This is a genomic window from Streptomyces sp. NPDC020192, assembly GCF_044388685.1.
Taxonomy (GTDB): Bacteria; Actinomycetota; Actinomycetes; order Streptomycetales; family Streptomycetaceae; genus Streptomyces.
The window spans coordinates 149,817-165,822 of the sequence record NZ_JBIRXG010000002.1; the positions used below are offsets into that span (position 1 = coordinate 149,817).

The 16,006-nt window shown below is 71.4% G+C and carries 16 protein-coding genes and 1 pseudogene; 7 read left to right on the plus strand and 10 right to left on the minus strand.

The genetic code is table 11. The features are described 5' to 3' along the window. Positions 1-17: 17 nt before the first annotated feature. Together ACH47Z_RS05115 and ACH47Z_RS05120 are read right to left on the minus strand one after the other, a co-directional pair. A complete protein-coding gene (locus tag ACH47Z_RS05115) occupies positions 18-401 on the minus strand; it encodes a BlaI/MecI/CopY family transcriptional regulator (RefSeq protein ID WP_399070629.1) in 384 nt (127 codons plus the stop codon). Positions 402-614: 213 nt separating this feature from the next. Continuing rightward, positions 615-881: a GlsB/YeaQ/YmgE family stress response membrane protein gene (locus tag ACH47Z_RS05120; protein ID WP_399070632.1), complete on the minus strand. Its 267-nt coding sequence runs from the start codon at positions 879-881 to the stop codon at positions 615-617. Positions 882-1,082: 201 nt separating this feature from the next. Between ACH47Z_RS05120 and ACH47Z_RS05125 the strand changes: the two genes are divergently transcribed. The 3 genes from ACH47Z_RS05125 (at position 1,083) to ACH47Z_RS05135 (ending at position 4,756) form a co-directional block, all read left to right on the plus strand. After that, on the plus strand, positions 1,083-2,207 hold the full coding sequence (locus ACH47Z_RS05125; protein WP_399070635.1) for a TerD family protein: 1,125 nt from the start codon (positions 1,083-1,085) through the stop codon (positions 2,205-2,207). A 143-nt stretch (positions 2,208-2,350) separates the two neighbouring features. Continuing rightward, positions 2,351-2,710, plus strand: a complete 360-nt coding sequence (locus tag ACH47Z_RS05130) for an ArsR/SmtB family transcription factor (RefSeq protein WP_399070637.1) — start codon at positions 2,351-2,353, stop codon at positions 2,708-2,710. 342 nt (positions 2,711-3,052) lie between these two features. Then, positions 3,053-4,756: an LCP family protein gene (locus ACH47Z_RS05135; RefSeq protein ID WP_399070639.1), complete on the plus strand. Its 1,704-nt coding sequence runs from the start codon at positions 3,053-3,055 to the stop codon at positions 4,754-4,756. 30 nt (positions 4,757-4,786) lie between these two features. Here the strand turns inward: ACH47Z_RS05135 and ACH47Z_RS05140 are convergent, their stop codons facing one another. Beyond that, the gene (locus tag ACH47Z_RS05140; protein ID WP_399070641.1) at positions 4,787-5,023 is read right to left on the minus strand and encodes a hypothetical protein; all 237 of its coding nucleotides are present in this window, start codon (positions 5,021-5,023) and stop codon (positions 4,787-4,789) included. 76 nt (positions 5,024-5,099) lie between these two features. Between ACH47Z_RS05140 and ACH47Z_RS05145 the strand changes: the two genes are divergently transcribed. Continuing rightward, positions 5,100-5,465, plus strand: a complete 366-nt coding sequence (locus tag ACH47Z_RS05145) for a hypothetical protein (RefSeq protein ID WP_399070643.1) — start codon at positions 5,100-5,102, stop codon at positions 5,463-5,465. Positions 5,466-5,524: 59 nt separating this feature from the next. Here ACH47Z_RS05145 and ACH47Z_RS05150 read toward each other — a convergent pair whose 3' ends face one another. The 3 genes from ACH47Z_RS05150 to ACH47Z_RS05160 all read right to left on the minus strand — a co-directional run bounded on the left by ACH47Z_RS05150 (position 5,525) and on the right by ACH47Z_RS05160 (position 8,477). Next, positions 5,525-6,394, minus strand: coding sequence for a class II glutamine amidotransferase (locus ACH47Z_RS05150; protein ID WP_399070645.1), 870 nt, complete (start codon positions 6,392-6,394; stop codon positions 5,525-5,527). Positions 6,395-6,477: 83 nt separating this feature from the next. After that, complete coding sequence (locus ACH47Z_RS05155; RefSeq protein ID WP_399070647.1) at positions 6,478-7,392, minus strand: TIGR01777 family oxidoreductase; 915 nt, start codon at positions 7,390-7,392, stop codon at positions 6,478-6,480. Positions 7,393-7,502: 110 nt separating this feature from the next. Next, positions 7,503-8,477 (minus strand): TIGR01777 family oxidoreductase, encoded by a 975-nt coding sequence (locus ACH47Z_RS05160; protein ID WP_399070649.1) that lies wholly within the window; start codon positions 8,475-8,477, stop codon positions 7,503-7,505. Positions 8,478-8,635: 158 nt separating this feature from the next. Here ACH47Z_RS05160 and tpg point away from each other — a divergent pair, with 158 nt between their 5' ends. After that, positions 8,636-9,190, plus strand: a complete 555-nt coding sequence (tpg, locus tag ACH47Z_RS05165) for a telomere-protecting terminal protein Tpg (RefSeq protein WP_399070651.1) — start codon at positions 8,636-8,638, stop codon at positions 9,188-9,190. Here the strand turns inward: tpg and ACH47Z_RS05170 are convergent, their stop codons facing one another. The 3 genes and pseudogenes from ACH47Z_RS05170 to ACH47Z_RS05180 all read right to left on the minus strand — a co-directional run bounded on the left by ACH47Z_RS05170 (position 9,191) and on the right by ACH47Z_RS05180 (position 12,166). Then, positions 9,191-9,295, minus strand: coding sequence for a hypothetical protein (locus tag ACH47Z_RS05170; protein WP_399071368.1), 105 nt, complete (start codon positions 9,293-9,295; stop codon positions 9,191-9,193). Positions 9,296-9,392: 97 nt separating this feature from the next. Beyond that, positions 9,393-9,719, minus strand: a pseudogene (locus tag ACH47Z_RS05175) (DUF4982 domain-containing protein); the annotation flags it as partial. A 35-nt stretch (positions 9,720-9,754) separates the two neighbouring features. Then, positions 9,755-12,166: a beta-L-arabinofuranosidase domain-containing protein gene (locus tag ACH47Z_RS05180; protein WP_399070653.1), complete on the minus strand. Its 2,412-nt coding sequence runs from the start codon at positions 12,164-12,166 to the stop codon at positions 9,755-9,757. 235 nt (positions 12,167-12,401) lie between these two features. Here ACH47Z_RS05180 and ACH47Z_RS05185 point away from each other — a divergent pair, with 235 nt between their 5' ends. After that, positions 12,402-13,145 (plus strand): class I SAM-dependent DNA methyltransferase, encoded by a 744-nt coding sequence (locus ACH47Z_RS05185; RefSeq protein ID WP_399070656.1) that lies wholly within the window; start codon positions 12,402-12,404, stop codon positions 13,143-13,145. Here ACH47Z_RS05185 and ACH47Z_RS05190 read toward each other — a convergent pair. Then, positions 13,090-14,319, minus strand: a complete 1,230-nt coding sequence (locus tag ACH47Z_RS05190) for a PucR family transcriptional regulator (protein WP_399070658.1) — start codon at positions 14,317-14,319, stop codon at positions 13,090-13,092. The genes ACH47Z_RS05185 and ACH47Z_RS05190 overlap by 56 nt on opposite strands. Positions 14,320-14,478: 159 nt before the next feature. On the opposite strand from ACH47Z_RS05190, the gene ACH47Z_RS05195 reads away from it, so the two are divergent. Beyond that, the gene (locus ACH47Z_RS05195; protein ID WP_399070661.1) at positions 14,479-15,996 is read left to right on the plus strand and encodes a long-chain fatty acid--CoA ligase; all 1,518 of its coding nucleotides are present in this window, start codon (positions 14,479-14,481) and stop codon (positions 15,994-15,996) included. The last annotated feature ends 10 nt before the right edge of the window (positions 15,997-16,006 follow it).

Below are 16,006 nucleotides of genomic sequence, written 5' to 3' on the forward strand. Positions count from 1 at the left end.
CGCGCCCGGTCTCGTCCTCAGTCCTCGTCGGTGGCCTGGTCCAGCAGTTCGCGCAGCAGTTGTTCGTCGCCCTCGGGCAGCGCGGTGATGAAACTGGCCAGCACCGCGCGCCGGTCCTGTTCGCGATCGAGGACCTTGCGCATCTTCAGCGCGGCCAGCCCGGCCTCGTCCGCGGCGGGCAGCCACACGAACGACCGGCCCTCGCGCCGGCGCGTCACGGCACCCTTCGCCAGCAGCCGGGCCAGGACCGTCATCACGGTCGTGTAGGCGAGGTCGGCGGCCAGACGGTCCTGCACCCAGCCGGCGGTCACCGGGCCCCCGGCCTCGTGCAGTGCCGCGAGCACCTGTGTCTCCAGCGCGCCCTGCGCCCTGCGCCGACGGCGCGGATCGGGGTCCGTCACCCGCTGTCTCCCTTCCCTCGCGCCTCTCGCCTCGAATCCTCGTGCCGGAGGAGCGTCACATCGTACAGAGCCGCCGGTTGTGGCCGTGCCGTACGCCGCCGCTACATCTACAGTGCTGTAGATTCTAGTCGCGGATCCAAGACACGGATCCGCGGCGAGCGTCTGCGGTGAACGTGAGCGAAGGGCGAAGCGATGGGTGTGTCCCGGTTCGGGTCAGTCGCGGGAGTTGCCGAACAGGATGCGGTAACCGATGAGCAGCACCAGGGAACCGCCGATCGCCGCGCCCCAGGTGTACAGGTCGAAGAAGTGCTTCTCCACCGGGCGGTCGAGGAAGCGGGCGGAGAGCCAGCCGCCGATGAAGGCGCCCGCGATGCCGATGACGGTGGTGCCGATCAGGCCGCCCGGGTCGCGGCCCGGCAGCAGCAGCTTGGCGATGGCTCCGGTGGCCAGGCCGAGGATGATCCAGCCGATGATGCCCACGGTGTTGTCCTCCAGTCGGTTGCGTGTTCGCGCAAGCCTAGGGGTGGTTGACGTGATCGCCGGGTGGTCGCCGGCCTCTGGTGATGTCCCGTCGAGGTTCTGCTACATGATTAAGACATTGCGCAACTGGGGAACCGGAAGGGCCCGGATGGCATCCATCGAGATGGACGCGGGAAGTGCGAGCGGCTGCGGAGGACGTGGATGAGTGTGTCCCTGACCAAGGGCGGCAATGTGTCGCTGAGCAAGCAGGCCCCCGGTCTGACTGCGGTGACGGTCGGGCTGGGCTGGCAGGCGAACACCGGTTACGAGCTGGACGCCAGCGCGTTGCTGTGCGACCAGGCGGGCCGGGTGCTCTCCGACGAGCACTTCGTCTTCTTCAACAACCTGACCAGCCCCGACGGTTCGGTCCGCCACGGCGGCGGGGGCGGGCCGGCGGGCGGTGACGACCAGCGGATCCAGGTCGACCTGACCCGGGTCCCGGCCCAGGCGGAGAAGGTCGTCTTCCTCGTGTCCCTCTACGAGGCCGCGAGCCGGGGCCAGGCCTTCGGGCAGGTGCACCGCGCGCACATCCGCGTCCTCGACCAGGACGGCGACACCGAACTCGCCCGCTACGACCTCGCGTCGGGCGGTCTGTCGGCCGAGACCGCGCTGGTCTTCGGCGAGTTGTACCGGCACGGCGCGGAATGGAAGTTCCGCGCGGTCGGGCAGGGTTACGCCTCGGGCCTCGCCGGCATCGCCTCCGACTACGGCGTGACGGTGCTCCAGGAGACATCCCCGAGCCCGGCCCCGAGCCCGGCCCCGGTCGCCGCACAGCCGGCGAGCGCGGCCGCGCCCGTGCCGCCCGTCCACTCCAAGCCGCCGGTCGCCGCCCCGCCGGCCCCGGCGTTCACCGCATCCCCGCAACCCACCGGGAGTTCCACCGTGACCTGTTTCTTCGACCCCAACCACGGCCCGGGCACGACGACCGTGACCTGGTCCCCGCAGTGGGGCGTGCCCCGGCCCGTCCAGACCTGCGGCGGCTGCGCGCAGCGCGTGCAGACCACGGTCCCGCCGTTCTACACCCCGCCCCAGCAGGGTTACCCGCAGCCCGTGGCGCAGGGCTACCCGCAACAGGGCTACCCCCAGCAGGGCTACCCGCAGCAGGGATACGGCGAGCCGTACGGCGACCACCACCATGACCACCAGCAGCAGGGCGGCGGCCGCCGCTTCGGCACCGGCGCGCTGATCGGTGCCGGTGCGGCCGGTCTCATCGGCGGCGCGCTCCTCAACGAGGCGTTCGACGACGACGAACCGGAGGTCGTGGTCAACAACTTCTACGAGGACTGACCCGCTCCGGCCGGTCCTCGTCGGCCCCGACTCCGTGCGCCCGCCGGGCCGTTGCCGGTGGCGCACGGCCGCCGGGGCCGGACGCCTACACTGGGTGGGCGCATGAGTGTCGGCTGTGACGAGGGCAGGGACGGGAGAGGACTGTGACGCAGAACGCCGGCTTCGAGGACCCGCCCGCCGAGGTGCTGGCGGAGGCCGCCGCGGCGTTCGGGTTGCTCGCCTCCTCCGCCCGGCTGCATCTGATGTGGGCCCTGTCACAGGGCGAGAGCGATGTCAGCCATCTCGCCGACCGGGTGGGCGGTGCGCTGCCCGCAGTCAGTCAGCACCTGGCGAAGCTGAAGCTCGCCGGACTCGTCCGCTCCCGCCGCGAGGGCCGGCGGCAGATCTACTTCATCGACGATCCCGACGTGGTCACTCTGGTCCGGGTGATGGTCGGTCAGCTCACCGCACGCACACAGCATGCCTCCGCCCCCGTCCACCGCCTGCGCGGAGTCGGCGGCTGAGGGCACTCGTAAAAAGCGGGTGTGAGAATTCCGGGCGGGTGTTTGATGTCGATTTATCCCGCCGTACACCCCACGTGGAAGCGCACCTGACGCCGTTCTTAATCAGGGGGCGTACACTCCCCCTCCCGTACCGGCCCAGGTCCGCACGGCGGTTCCATGTGGTGCCCCGCCTGTGAATTGAGTGTGTATCCGTGCTGTTCGGGCCACAGGTTTGTTAGATTGCGCAACTACGCAAGCAAGGTGGGGCGACAGTGCTTCACCTGTCCTTACGCCGCCGCGCGGTCCCGGCCGTCACACCTCTCGGCCGGAACTGAGAGGCCCGACCGTTCATGGGAGTGGGAGATGAGCGACCCGTGGGACGGGCCCGCCGGGCAGGCCACGCGGAGCCGTGGCGCACGGGTGCCCGGGCAGCGGGCGACCGAGTCCGACGGGGGACGGGCGCAGGGCGGCAGGGCCGCGGCCCGGGCGGCCGCCCGCTCGGGCAGTGCCAGGCGCGGACGCCGGGCCCGTCAGGCGGGGCGCGGCAAGAAGGCGCTGAAGATCATCGGCATCGGCATGTCGAGCATCATCGTGATCACCGCGGGTGCCGGCTGGTGGTTCTACGAGCACCTCAACGGCAACATCCACAGCGTCGCGCTCGACGGCAAGGGCGGCACCGAGAAGGCCGACGCCTTCGGCCGGACCCCGATCAACATCCTGGTCATGGGCTCGGACGGCCGTACCAGCACGGAGGACTGCAAGCTCGGCGGCGGCTGTTCGAAGACCGGTGTGCAGACGGGCAGCAACGCGGACGTGGAGATGGTGGTGCACATATCCGCCGACCGCTCCAACGCCACGGTGATGAGCATCCCGCGCGACACCATGACCAAGGTGCCCGCCTGCACGGACAGCGAGACCCACCAGTCCACGAACGGCTACTTCGGGCAGATCAACAGCGCGCTGCAGTACGGCCCCGCCTGTCAGGTGGCCACCGTCCACCAGCTCACCGGCATCCCGATCGACCACTTCGTCAAGCTCGACTTCTCCGGCGTCGTGAAGATGTCCGACGCCGTCGGCGGTGTTTCCGTGTGTGTCAACGACGACGTCTACGACACCTACTCGCACCTGAAGCTGGCCAAGGGCACCCACACCCTCAAGGGCGTCGCGGCCCTGGAGTTCGTCCGCTCCCGGCACGGCTTCGGCGACGGCAGTGACCTCGGCCGTACGACGACCCAGCACCTCTTCCTCAGCTCGCTGATCCGCAAGTTCAAGAGCGCGGGCACGCTCACCGACCCCACCGCGGTCTACGACCTCGCCGACGCCGCGACCAAGGCGCTGACCGTGGACGACGGCCTGGGCACCGTGAAGAAGCTGATCGGCCTTGCGTCGGACGTGAACAAGGTGCCCACCAAGCGGATGACGTTCACGACGATGCAGACGGCCCCCGACCCGAACAACAAAGACCGCCTGGTCGTGGGCGCGGGCGCGCAGACCCTGTTCTCCACCATCGCCAACGACCAGTCGCTGACGACCGATTCGGGCGGGAAGTCCGCGGCGGCCTCGGCCACCGCCAAGCCCACCGCGTCGGCCGTGCCCGCCTCGCAGATCGCCGTGACGGTGGGGAACGGCACCACGGTCACCGGCCGGGCCTCGGACATCGCGACAGCCCTGACCGACCAGGGTTTTGGTTCCGCCACGATCACGCGCTACGCCCCGAGCTCCGCGACGACCACGCTGACCTACGGCACCGGCCAGAAGGCGGAGGCACAGACGGTCGCCAAGGCGCTCGGTCTGTCCTCCTCGCACCTGAAGCAGGGCACCGGCACCGGACTGACCCTGGTGATCGGCGCCGACTGGCCGAGCGGCACCAGCTTCCCGGGCGGTACGTCCTCGCCCGCGCCGGCCGACACCCACGCCGCGGTCTCCAACGCCCACGCCTCCACCGCCGACGAGGCCAAGACCTGCGCCAAGGTCAGCCAGTACAGGACGGTGAGCCTCAACGGCGTCCCGATGACGCCGGCCCAGGCCTACGCGGCGGCGAAGGGCACCCCCGACTCCGACTCCTGACCGGCCGGCGAGCCGCGTGCGGCGGGCCGGTCAGGGGCTGGCGATGTCGAAGCCGTACCGCAGCGGCTCGCCGGTCACGGCGTAGTCGCGGCGGTACAGGTACACCGCCTCCGCGCGCACACCGTCGGCCGAGGCGGTCTCCACCTCGCAGGGGTACGTCACCTGGATCACGCGCGGTCGGCCGGAGACCTTCATGCGCAACCCGTCCGCCGGCCCGCCCTCGAGCTCCGCGGTCTCCGGGCCTGTCACTTCGGTAGTGTTGTCCACGTCGGACAGTTTAAGGGTTGCGCAAGTCTTGATCCGGTGAAGCGGGTCACTGGGCGCACAGGGGGAAGGGTGACCGATGGACTGGATCTGGTGGGCGCTGATCGTCTTCTGGACGGGCGGCTTCGCCTGGCTCGCCGACACCGTGCGCACCGCGCTGCGGAACCGGCACGAACGGAAGCTGGAGTTGATGGAGGCGACGCGGCAGGAGCGCATCGCCGTCGAAGCGGCCCACCAGACGCCGGAGCCCGTCTGCGGATGCACCCATCACCTGGCCAAGCACGACAAGCAGGGCCGCTGCCACGAGCGAGTCGAGGTCCCGACGGCCTGGGACGAGAACAAGAAGCCGCTGCGTTACGAGCCCGGCCAGTGCAACTGCCAGCAGTACGTCGGGCCGCAGCCGCTGTCGCAGGTGTACGCGGAGGAGCTGACCGACCGGGCCTGAGAGCGCCGTGCCGAGCCCATCACCTGATAGACGGAGTCCGTGCCTCGACGGTACGGGAACTACGCCGGACGCTGTGAAGCCGCCGCGGTGGGTTCCAGGTCGGCCAGGGTGAGCGGGTGGGCCGGCGGATCGGGCAGGGCGAGGTGGGCGGTGGTATGCAGGTCGGGGCCGACGTGGAGCAGTTCGCCGGGGTCCATGAGCCGCCACAGCGGGTTGTCGTCCATGGGCTCACTGGCCACGGCGACGGAGGCGAGCGCACTCAGCCGTGCCGAGCGGACCCGCAGATGACCGTGCCGGCCGGCGTGGTCCAGATGCCGCGAGCCGTGGTGACCGCCCGGCGTGCGCCGCAGGACGTACAGCTCGTGTGTGGCGGGATAGCGCAGCGCCCACAACTCGTCGGCGGTGGTGAGGATGACGTTGAGGGCGTACAGGGGAAGGTGCTCGGCGACCCAGCGCGCCGCGGACACGAGGCCGGCGGACACATCACCGCCGTGCGCCGCGGTCTCCCGTGTGACCAGGGCGAAGAAGCGCTCGGAGTCGGTGTCGCCATGCACCAGTGACCGGTCCTCGCCCAGGTGGCGGTCGAGCTGGTCGAGCCCCTCGATCACCCCGTTGTGTGCGAACAACCGCCCCTGCTGGGCGAAGGGATGTGTGTTGCGCACGTCCAGGCCTCCGGTCGAGGCATAGCGGATATGGGCGAGGAAGGTGGCCGACTCGATCTCCCGGGCCTCCTGGGCGAAGGCCCGGTCCTCATAGGCGGCGATCGGTGCCTTGTGCACCTCGGGCGTCCCGTCGGCCTCGAAGAAGCCCAGTCCGGTGCCGTCGGGTTCGCGGTGGCTCTGCGCGCTGAGACTGTCGGGCGCGTCCAGCAGCCAGAACGTGGCGTGTGTCCGGTGGGGAGAGCTGATCAGTCCGAACAGTCGGCACACGGCATCCTCCTTGACGCCCCTTGTCCCCGGCCTCGCGCCGGGACCCGTCACCGTACCCCTTGCGCGCCCGTTCGCCCGGGACCTCAACCGGCCGTTCGCAGTACCGAGTCCAGCGCCTCGTCGATCGTCGGGTGGGCGAACGTGAACCCCGCCTTGTCCAGGGCGCCCGGGACGACGCGGGCGCTGCAGGTGATGCTCCCTGCGAACTCGCCCAGCACCGCGCGCAGGGCGAAGGCGGGGACGGCCGCGAGCGCCGGGCCGTGCAGGGCGCGTCCCAGTGCCCGGGTCACCTCGCGGTTGGTCAGCGGTTCGGGGGCCGTGAAGTTGACGGGACCGGACAACTCCTCGGTGTCGAGGGCGAAGCGGAGCGCGGCGACGTGGTCCGTCAGCGAGATGAACGGCCAGTACTGGTCGCCGGAGCCGAGCCGGCCGCCCAGGCCGAGGCGGAAGAGCGGGAAGAGGCGGCCGAACGCCCCGCCCTCGGCCGAGACCACCAGACCGGTGCGCGGATGGACCACCCGGACACCGGCCTGCCGCGCCGGATCGGCGGCCGCCTCCCAGTCGACGCAGACGGAGGCCAGGAAGTCGTCCCCGGCCGGCTCGCTCTCCTCGATGATCCGCGCGCCGGTGTCGCCGTAGTAGCCGGTCGCGGACGCGGACACCAGGACGCGCGGCGGTGCGGCGGAGTCGGCCACGGCACGCGCGATGGTCCCGGTGCCGAAGACCCGGCTGTCGTGGATCACCTGCTTGTAGGACGCCGTCCAGCGTTTGTCGCCGACCCCCGCGCCGGCGAGGTGCACGACGGCGTCGGCGCCGTCCAGCGCACCGGACTGGATCCGCCCCGTGACCGGGTCCCAGTGGGCGGTCTCGCTGCCGTCCTGCAGGGCGGTGGCGGTCCGGTCGCGGACGAGGCGGACGACCTGATGGCCGTCCGCCAGCAGCGAGCGGGTGAGTGCGGAGCCGATGAGTCCGGTGGACCCGGTGATCGCGACGCGCAAGGCGTCCTCCCGAGGAGGCGTGGGCGGTTCTCGTGGTTCAAATTTGAATCACGAGGGACGATACACCGGTGCTTGTAGTTTCAAGTAAAGCCTGTCCCGCCTCACGCGGGTCAAGGCCGAGACGGCACGGGCCTGGGCAGCCGGAGCCGTCCAGGGGCCCGCTGGACGAGATCCGTGGCGGCCGACTCCCAGGTGGGATAGCTGAAGCGGAACCCCGCCTCCCGCAGCCGGCCCGGCGTGACCCGGCGGCTCTTGAGGAGCAGCTCGGTGTCCGAGCGCAGCGCGAACGCGCCCAGTTCCGCCATCCAGCGCGTCGCGGGCAGCCCGAACGGGACGCCCCAGGCCGCGCGCAGGGTCCGCATGAAGTTCCGCTGGGGGAGCGGGCCGGGGGAGGCGAGGTTCACCGGGCCCTCGATGTCGTCGCGGTCGATCAGGAACTCCACCGCGCGGACGAAGTCCTCGTCATGGATCCAGGAGACGTACTGCGCACCGCCCGCGACGGGTCCGCCGAGCCCCAGCCGGGCCAGGCCCAGCAGGACGTCGAAGACACCGCCCCGGTCGGGACTCATCACCATCGCCGAGCGCAGCGCCACCTTCCGGGTCGCCGGCGTCGGCGCCTCACGCTGCGCGCGCTCCCAGTTCTTCGCGATCTCGACGCTGTAGGCCCAGTAGTCCGGCACGCCGGCCTCCGTACCGCCGAACACACCGGTCGCCTCGTCGTGCGCCGCGTCGAAGCGGTGGGCGTAGATCGTCGCGGTGCTCATCTGCAGCCAGACCCGCGGGGGTTGTCCGGCCAGGGCGATCGCCTCGCCGACGACCCGCGCGGAGTCCACCCGGGAGTCCATCATGGCCCGCAGGTTCTCGGGGGTGTAGCGGCAGGAGACGCTGCGGCCGGCCAGGTTGATCACCACATCGCAGCCGTCGATCGCCTTGGCCCACGGGCCGAGCGTGACCCCGTCCCAGCCGAGCCGGCGCGCTCCTTCCGGATGCCTGGTCAGCACCGTGACCTCATGACCGGCCGCCGTCAGCGCGCGGTCGAGAATCATGCCGACCTGTCCGGTTCCCCCGGGCAGAACCACCTTCATCGCGCCCCCTCCGTTTCCTGTCGGACCCAGCGTAGCGCTGTTTTGAACGTGTTCAAAACGAGGGTGGACGCGGGTGACCTCGCGAGCCGGGTCCGTCGCATAGGCTGACCTGCGGGACGGCCGCCGCCGGGTCGTCCCGCGGTGGAGAGGAGAAGCCCGTGGACACCGTGGGGGAGAGCCTGGACCGGGCGCTGGAGGGGGCGTTCACCCGTCCCGTCCCCAAGTCCGCGCAGGCTCAGATGAAGTACCTGGTCAAGCAGCTCAAGGGCACACGGCCGGCCGCGGATCTGCTGGGCGTCTCGCAGCGCACCGTGGAGCGGTACGTGGTCGGTACGCTCAAGCACCCGCGCAAGGACCTCGCCGCGCGGCTGGAACGCGAGGTCAGGCAGCGCTGGCAGCCACAGGTGCGGGCGCGGGCCAGGGACCGGGCCGCCACGGTGGAGGGCATCGTCGTCGCGGCGCGCGCCCGGTTCGGCTTCACCGCGGCACCGGGTACCACGGACGACGCCCGGCTGCGCCACATCACCCAGGCCCTGCCGCCGCGCTGGGCCGAGCGCCTCTTCGCCGCCCGCGACCGGGGCGCCACCGAGGCCCAGTTGCAGGAGATCGCGGCGCAGGGACTGGGTGAGATGTACTTCCGTGACGCCGGCCGCCGCGCCCAGGGGCTGCTGGTGGAGTTCACCGACGTCGAGGACATCGACATCTCGCTCTGATCACACCGCCGTCACCGGCAGGGTGAGCGTGGCCGGGCGCAGACCCGGCGCGGTGGCTGTGAGGGTCAGGCGCCCAGGTCTCTTCGCGGGACGGAGGATCGCCAGGGCGCGCCCGTGCCAGGTTGCCCGGTGCGGCTGCCGGTAACTTGTCCACGTTGTGCGGGTTGCCGCTCGCGACCCCGGCGAGTTCGCCCGCTCCCGTCACGGCGAAGGTCACCGGGACCGTCGCGTCGGGCACGAGCCGGCCCCGGTGGTCCGTGACCTTCACGTGGACATGGGCCAGGTCGTCACGGCTCGTGGTGAGGGCGCGGACGTCCGGGGCGAGGCGCAGGGCGGCCGGGGCACCCACGGTGGTGAGCGAGCTGCGGCCGATCTCCCGGCCGTCGCGGAAGGCGACCGCCGTCAACTCGCCCGGTTCGTACGGCACGGTGAAGGTGGCCATGGCCCGTTCGAAGGCCGTGGGCGCGAACTCTTTCCCGTTCAGCAGGAGTTGGGCGTGGTCGCCCGGTGGGTAGACGTGCACGGTCATCGGGTGGCCGGTCTCGACGTCCCACGTCCAGCTGGTCAGCTCGTCGAAGTAGCCCCACCGGACCGCCACTTGCTCGGGTCACCGATGCCCGCGGCCGTGCCCTCGGGGGCCATCGGTGTCTTGCCGATGCCGGACTCGCCCAGGTAGTCCCAGGCGGCCCAGACCCAGCTGCCGACCGCCCAGGCGTGCTCGTTCACGAACGCCGTGTCCTGGTAGATGGTGGCGGGGAAGCCCTCGCTCTGCGTCATCGCCCTCTCGGGATGCGCGTCGTGCATCGGGCCGTATCCCTTGCCGTTGGCGTTGTAGTGCACGTCACCGACATCGACGTAACTCCACGACGGGTCGTCGGCCGAGAACGTGGAGCCGCCGCCGAGCGTGATCGGGCGGGTCGAGTCGAGCGCGCGCAGCGCCCGCGCCAGCTCCGCTCCCCGTACGCCGTTGGTCTTGTCGGTGATCTCGTTGCCGAGCGACCAGATCACCACGCTCGGGTGGTTGCGGTCCCGCAGCACGGTGCCCGTCAGGTCCCGCTCCCACCAATCGGCGAAGTGCACCGAGTAGTCCTGCGGGTTCTTGCCGGTGTCCCACACGTCGAAGAACTCGTCCATCACGAGCATGCCGAGCCGGTCGCACGCGTCGAGCAGGGACGGTGTCGGCGGATTGTGAGCGGTGCGGATCGCGTTGAAGCCGGCCTCCTTGAAGCCGGACGTGCGGTTCCACGCCAGCGAGCGGAACCCGACGGCCGTCGTGACGGTGTCGACGACCCGGCCGCCCACCAGCACCTCGGCGCGCGCGGTGTACAGGCTGGGCGACTCGGGCGACCACAGGGACGGCCGGGCCACCGTGAGGTCGAGCGGGGCGACGGCCGTGACGCCGGAGGCGAGGACCCCCGCCGGTGCCCGGCCATCGGCGACGGTACGGCCGTGCGGGTCGAGGACCGTGACCCGTACCGTCGCCGAGCCGGGCGCGGAGCCGAGGTTGGTCACCGACACGTCCAGATGCGCGACCGAACGGTCCGTGCCGACCTCGGGTGTCGTGACGCGCACGCCCCACAGGGGGATGCGCACGGGGCCCGTCACGGTCAGCCAGGTGTGCCGGTAGATGCCCGACCCCGAGTACCAGCGGCTGTTCTGGCCGCTGTCGTCGACCCGCACGGCCAGGACATTGCGGCCGTCGGCGGCCAGGTGCGGGGTGAGCTCGTGGGCGAAGGAGGTGTAGCCGTAGGGGTGGAAGCCGAGGTGCACGCCGTTGAGCCAGACGTCCGCGTTCTGGTGGACGCCGTCGAGGCACAGCTCGACGTGGCGTGCGCCGGCGTCGGCCGGTGCCGGGAGGCGGAAGTGCTTGCGGTACCAGCCGACACCGCCGAAGTGCAGCAGCCGGGTCAGCTTCAGCATGTTGTAGCTGTTGCAGTTCTCGCAGGTGCCGTTGGACAACTGGGCGGCGATGGCATCCGGTCCGTGGAACGCCTCGCCGTTGCTGTTGCCGCCGATGACGTACGAGTGGTGGTCGGTGACGATCTGCCAGAAGTTCTGCGCGATGGTGCGGTAGCGGTCGGCGAGGCCCTCCTGCCACATCCGCAAGGCGCCGACCATCTTCGGGATCTGGGTGTTCGCGTGCAGCCCCGCGAGCTGGTCCTGGCCGGCGGCCAGGGGGTCGAAGACCCGGGCGTGGGTGAAGCGTTGGGCGACGTCCAGCCAGACCGTGTCCCCGGTGATGGCGTGCAGGTCGGAGAGGACGTCGTTCATCCCGCCGAACTCGGTCTCGAGCACCTGCTGCATCTGCGCGTAACTCAGCTTGCTGGTACGGGTGTTGACCCACTGACCGAGTTGCAGCACGACATCGAGGGCCTGGGCGTTCCCGGCCAGCCGGTACTGCTCGACCAGCCCGGCCATGATCTTGTGGATGGTGTAGTACGGCGCCCAGACGCCCGTTCCGGCCTCCAGCCGGTCGAAGAAGTTCTCCGGGAACGCCGACAGGTACCCCTTGCCGTAGCCGGCCTTCGGTGACGCGGCCTGGCAGGCGGCCAGGGCGGCGACGAGGCTGCGGCCCTTGTCGCGCAGCGCGGTGTCGCCTGTGTTGGCGTAGGCCAGGGCGAGACCGGAGAGCAGGTGCCCGGTGGAGTGCCCGCGCAGTTCGACGGTCGGCGCCTCCCAGCCGCCGCAGGGCTGGGCGCTGCTGGGCAGGCCGACGTTCCGGCGGAAGGTGTGCAGCAGCCGGTCGATGTCGACGAACCGCAGATAGGCGCTGTTGCGGTGCTGGTTGTCCTGGAACGGCCCGGCCAGCAGGGTCACCGCGGTCAGCGGGAACGGCTGCACCTGGGTGGCCAGTCGGCGCCGTGCTCCGGTCCCGTGGGGTGCGGCCTGGGCGGCGACGGCGTCGGTCACCGTCAGGGCCGCCGCGGTGGCGCCGGCCGCGCCCAGGAAGGACCGTCTGCCGAGGGGTGGGGTCATGAAGTCCTCCGCATGTCGATGGCGTGGGGCGGGGAGTCCCGGTCCCCGCCCCACTGACTCGTCGTGTGACGCGTCGTCCGAAGAGGGGCGTTCGAGATATCGAAAGCTGTGCGACATGCTGTGCGGAGATCTACCGTAGAGGGCTGACTCCCGGTGTCAACGGCGTGGGAGAGACAGGAGCGGCGAGACCGAAATCAGCTCGACAACCGCTTTGCGGATGACGAGAGTTGGTGCCATGGAGCAGGAGAACGTCTGGGACGCCGCCACCGCCCGGCACTACGACACCCCCGGTACCGGGATGTTCGCGCCGGAGGTCCTGGAGCCCACCGTGGCGCGCCTCGCCGAGCTGGCGGACGGCGGAGCGGCACTGGAGTTCGCGATCGGGACCGGACGGGTCGCCGTCCCGCTCGCCGGGCGCGGAGTCCCCGTCACCGGTATCGAGTTGTCCGAGCCGATGGTGGAGCGACTGCGGACCAAGGCCGACGAAGCGACGATCCCCGTGGTCATCGGCGACATGGCGACGACCGCCGCCCCGGGGACGTACCGCCTCGTCTACCTCGTCTACAACACGATCTCCAATCTGCTCACCCAGGCCGAACAGGTCGAGTGCTTCCGCAACGCCGCCCGCCATCTCGGCCCCGGCGGCCGGTTCGTCATCGAGCTGTGGGTGCCCGAGCTGCGCACGCTCCCGCCGGGCAAGGCGGCCACCGTCTGGCGCGCCGACGCCGACTACGTCGGTCTGGACACCTACGACATCCTCCACCAGCGTGTCGTATCGCACCACTTCCGCTTCGACGACACCGAGCGGGCCGAGCTGTACCGCAGCCCGCACCGCTACATCTGGCCCGCCGAGCTCGACCTCATGGCCCAACTGGCCGGATTCGACCTGGAGTTCCGGCACGCGGACTGGGAGGGCGACGCCTTCACCGCCGAGTCCCGGTCCCATGTGTCGGTGTACCGGCTTCCGGTGAACCCCTGAGCCCTTCCGGACCAGGCAGCAGCCGCAGGGTGTACAGCGCGGCGCCCAGGTCGGCCAGTGCGGCCGGGTCCGAGAGCGAGCGGCCCGTCAGTTCCTCGATGCGGCGCAGCCGGTAGCGCACGGTGTTGGGGTGGACGAAGAGGCGGTCCGCCGTCTCGGCTGCCACGCCGCCCGCGGTGAACCACTGGCCCAGCGTCCGCAGCAGCCGCCCCCGCTCCGCCTGCGGCAGGGCGAGGACCGGGCCCAGGGCGACCTCGACCAGCCGGCTCGCCTCCGCCGGGGCCGCGGCGACCAGCATGGCCAGCGGACTGTCGTCGAAGCGCGTGACGCCCGGCCCGTCGCCGGGCAGCCCGGCCAGGGCCAGCCGGGCGAAGCGCAGCGCCTGCGGGGTGTCCCGCAGCGAGTCGAACCGGGGGCTGACCCCGACCCGGGCGCGCCGCCGTCGCAGTGCCCGCAGGCTCGCCGGCTCCGCGTCCCGGTGTGCGAGCGAGACCAGCCCGATCTGCTGGTCGGGCAGCAGCCGCCAGACCGACGACACCCCGGACCGGCGCAGGGACGCCTCGATGCCGGGCAACGGCTCCTGACCGGGATCCGGCACGGCGGCGGCCACCACCGCGTACGGGCCGCGCTCCGGCAGACCGAGCTGCCGGGCCGCCTCCCACGGCGTCGTACGGTCCGCGAGCGCGCCCGTGAACAGCGCCTCGGCCAGCGCCGAGCGACGTGCCTCGCGCTGCAGCGCCAGCTCTGCGCTGGCCTCCCGGTAGGCGGCCGCCACCGCCTCCGCGTACCGGCCGAACAGGGCCCACACCTCGGACGAACCGGCCACCAGCTCGGCGTCCGTGACATCCGGATGCCGGCGCGACTCCTCGACCATTTCCGACCAGAACAGCTCGAAACCGACCCGATAGGCGTGCAGCGCGTCCGCGAGTGGCACCCCCTGCTCCGCTCGCAGCCGCCCGGTCTGCAGCGCGGCCCCCACCTCGGGCTCGGTGCCGTAGGCGAACCGGCCGAGGAGCAGATCGGAGTTGTCCTCGCACGACTCCCTGAGCGACGCGAACGGGATGAGCGCGTCGTCCGCGTACGACTCGACCTCGGCCCGGATGCGCTCGGCCATCCGCACGCCCAGCTCCGGAAGGCGCTCACGCAGCGCCGCTCCCACATTCTGGAGACCCATATGCGCAGCGTACGGGGGTCTGTTTGTTCCTGGGAACAACTGAGGGGGCCGTGGACTGTGGGCGCGGCCATGGACGGCCGTGAGCGCGCGGGCGACCATGCCGTGAGCGTCGGCGGCGGGACCCGCGGGCGCCCGGGAGCAGGGGTGCGAGGAGGCATCATGGCCAATCTGGCGGACTTTCTGGTGGACACGGCGCGGCGCCTGCCCGGCCGTCCGGCGCTGCGCCTGGGGACGGTGACCCTCACCTACACCGAACTGGACCGGCTGAGCGCCCAGGCCGCCGCCCTGCTGCGCACCGAGGGCCTGCGCACCGGCGACCGGGTCGCGCTGATGCTCCCGAACGTGCCCGAGTTCGTCGTCCTGTACTACGCGGTCCTGCGCGCCGGCGGCATCGTCGTACCGATGAACCCGCTGCTGAAGGAGCGCGAGACCGCCTACCATCTGCGGGACTCCGGTGCCGTGCTCCTCTTCGAGTGGCACCGGGCACCCGGTGAGGGCGCCGCGGGCGCGGCCGCCGCCGGGGTACGGCACCTGGCGGTCGAGCCCGCCGCCTTCGCCGCCGAACTGGCGTGCCTGGAGCCGCGGTTCGAGGTGACGCCCGCGGCCGGCGACGACATCGCCGTCCTGCTCTACACCTCCGGCACCACCGGCCGCCCCAAGGGCGCCGCGCTCACCCATGCCGGGCTGCGCCACAACACCGAGGTCAATGTCGCCGAGGTCCAGCGGCTGACCGCCGAGGACGTGATCGTCGGCTGTCTGCCGCTGTTCCACATCTTCGGACAGACCTGCACGATGAACGTCGCCGTCCGCAGCGGCGCCGCGCTCACCCTCGTGCCCCGCTTCGAGCCGGGCGCGGTGCTCGACGCCATCGCCCGCGACCGGGCCACCGTCTTCGAGGGCGTGCCCACCATGTACGCCGCGCTGCTCCAGCACCCGGGCGCCGCCGAGGCCGACGTGTCCAGCCTGCGCATGTGCATCTCGGGCGGCGCCTCCCTCCCCGTGGAGGTGCTGCACGGGTTCGAGCGGCGCTTCGGCTGTATGGTGCTGGAGGGTTTCGGCATGTCCGAGACCAGCCCGGTCGTGTCCTTCAACCACCCCGACCGGCCGCGCAAGCCGGGTTCCGTCGGCACGCCGATCCGGGACGTCGAGGTCCGGCTGCTGGACGAAACCGGACACGACGTCGCACCGGGCGAGGTGGGCGAACTGGCCGTGCGCGGACCGAACGTGATGAGGGAGTACTGGAACCGTCCCGAGGAGACGGCGGCCACCGTCCCGGACGGCTGGCTGCGCACCGGCGACCTGGCCCGCCGGGACGAGGACGGCTACCTCTACATCGTGGACCGCAAGAAGGACCTGATCATCCGCGGCGGCTACAACGTCTACCCGCGCGAGATCGAGGAGGTCCTGCACGAGCACCCCGCCGTCGCCCTCGCCGCCGTCCTCGGTGTGCCCGACGAGCGGCTCGGCGAGGAGGTGGCGGCCGCGGTGGTGCTGCGCCCCGGAGCCCAGGCGGACACCGAGGAGTTGCAGCGGTTCGTCCGGGACCGGGTCGCCGCCTACAAGTACCCGCGCCGGGTCTGGCTGACCGACGCGCTGCCCATGGGCCCGAGCGGCAAGATCCTCAAGCGGGAGATCACCGCTCCGGTGCCCGGAACAGGTCCGGTGCCGGCGTCCTGAGACAGACCCG

Coding starts and splice junctions, on each gene's coding strand:
- ACH47Z_RS05145 (WP_399070643.1), top strand. CDS start 5,100: ATGGACTGGATCTGGTGGGCGCTGATCGTCTTCTGGACGGGCGGCTTC.
- ACH47Z_RS05180 (WP_399070653.1), bottom strand. CDS start 12,166: ATGACCCCACCCCTCGGCAGACGGTCCTTCCTGGGCGCGGCCGGCGCC.
- ACH47Z_RS05190 (WP_399070658.1), bottom strand. CDS start 14,319: ATGGGTCTCCAGAATGTGGGAGCGGCGCTGCGTGAGCGCCTTCCGGAG.
- ACH47Z_RS05195 (WP_399070661.1), top strand. CDS start 14,479: ATGGCCAATCTGGCGGACTTTCTGGTGGACACGGCGCGGCGCCTGCCC.
- ACH47Z_RS05135 (WP_399070639.1), top strand. CDS start 3,053: ATGAGCGACCCGTGGGACGGGCCCGCCGGGCAGGCCACGCGGAGCCGT.
- ACH47Z_RS05185 (WP_399070656.1), top strand. CDS start 12,402: ATGGAGCAGGAGAACGTCTGGGACGCCGCCACCGCCCGGCACTACGAC.
- ACH47Z_RS05125 (WP_399070635.1), top strand. CDS start 1,083: ATGAGTGTGTCCCTGACCAAGGGCGGCAATGTGTCGCTGAGCAAGCAG.
- ACH47Z_RS05160 (WP_399070649.1), bottom strand. CDS start 8,477: ATGAAGGTGGTTCTGCCCGGGGGAACCGGACAGGTCGGCATGATTCTC.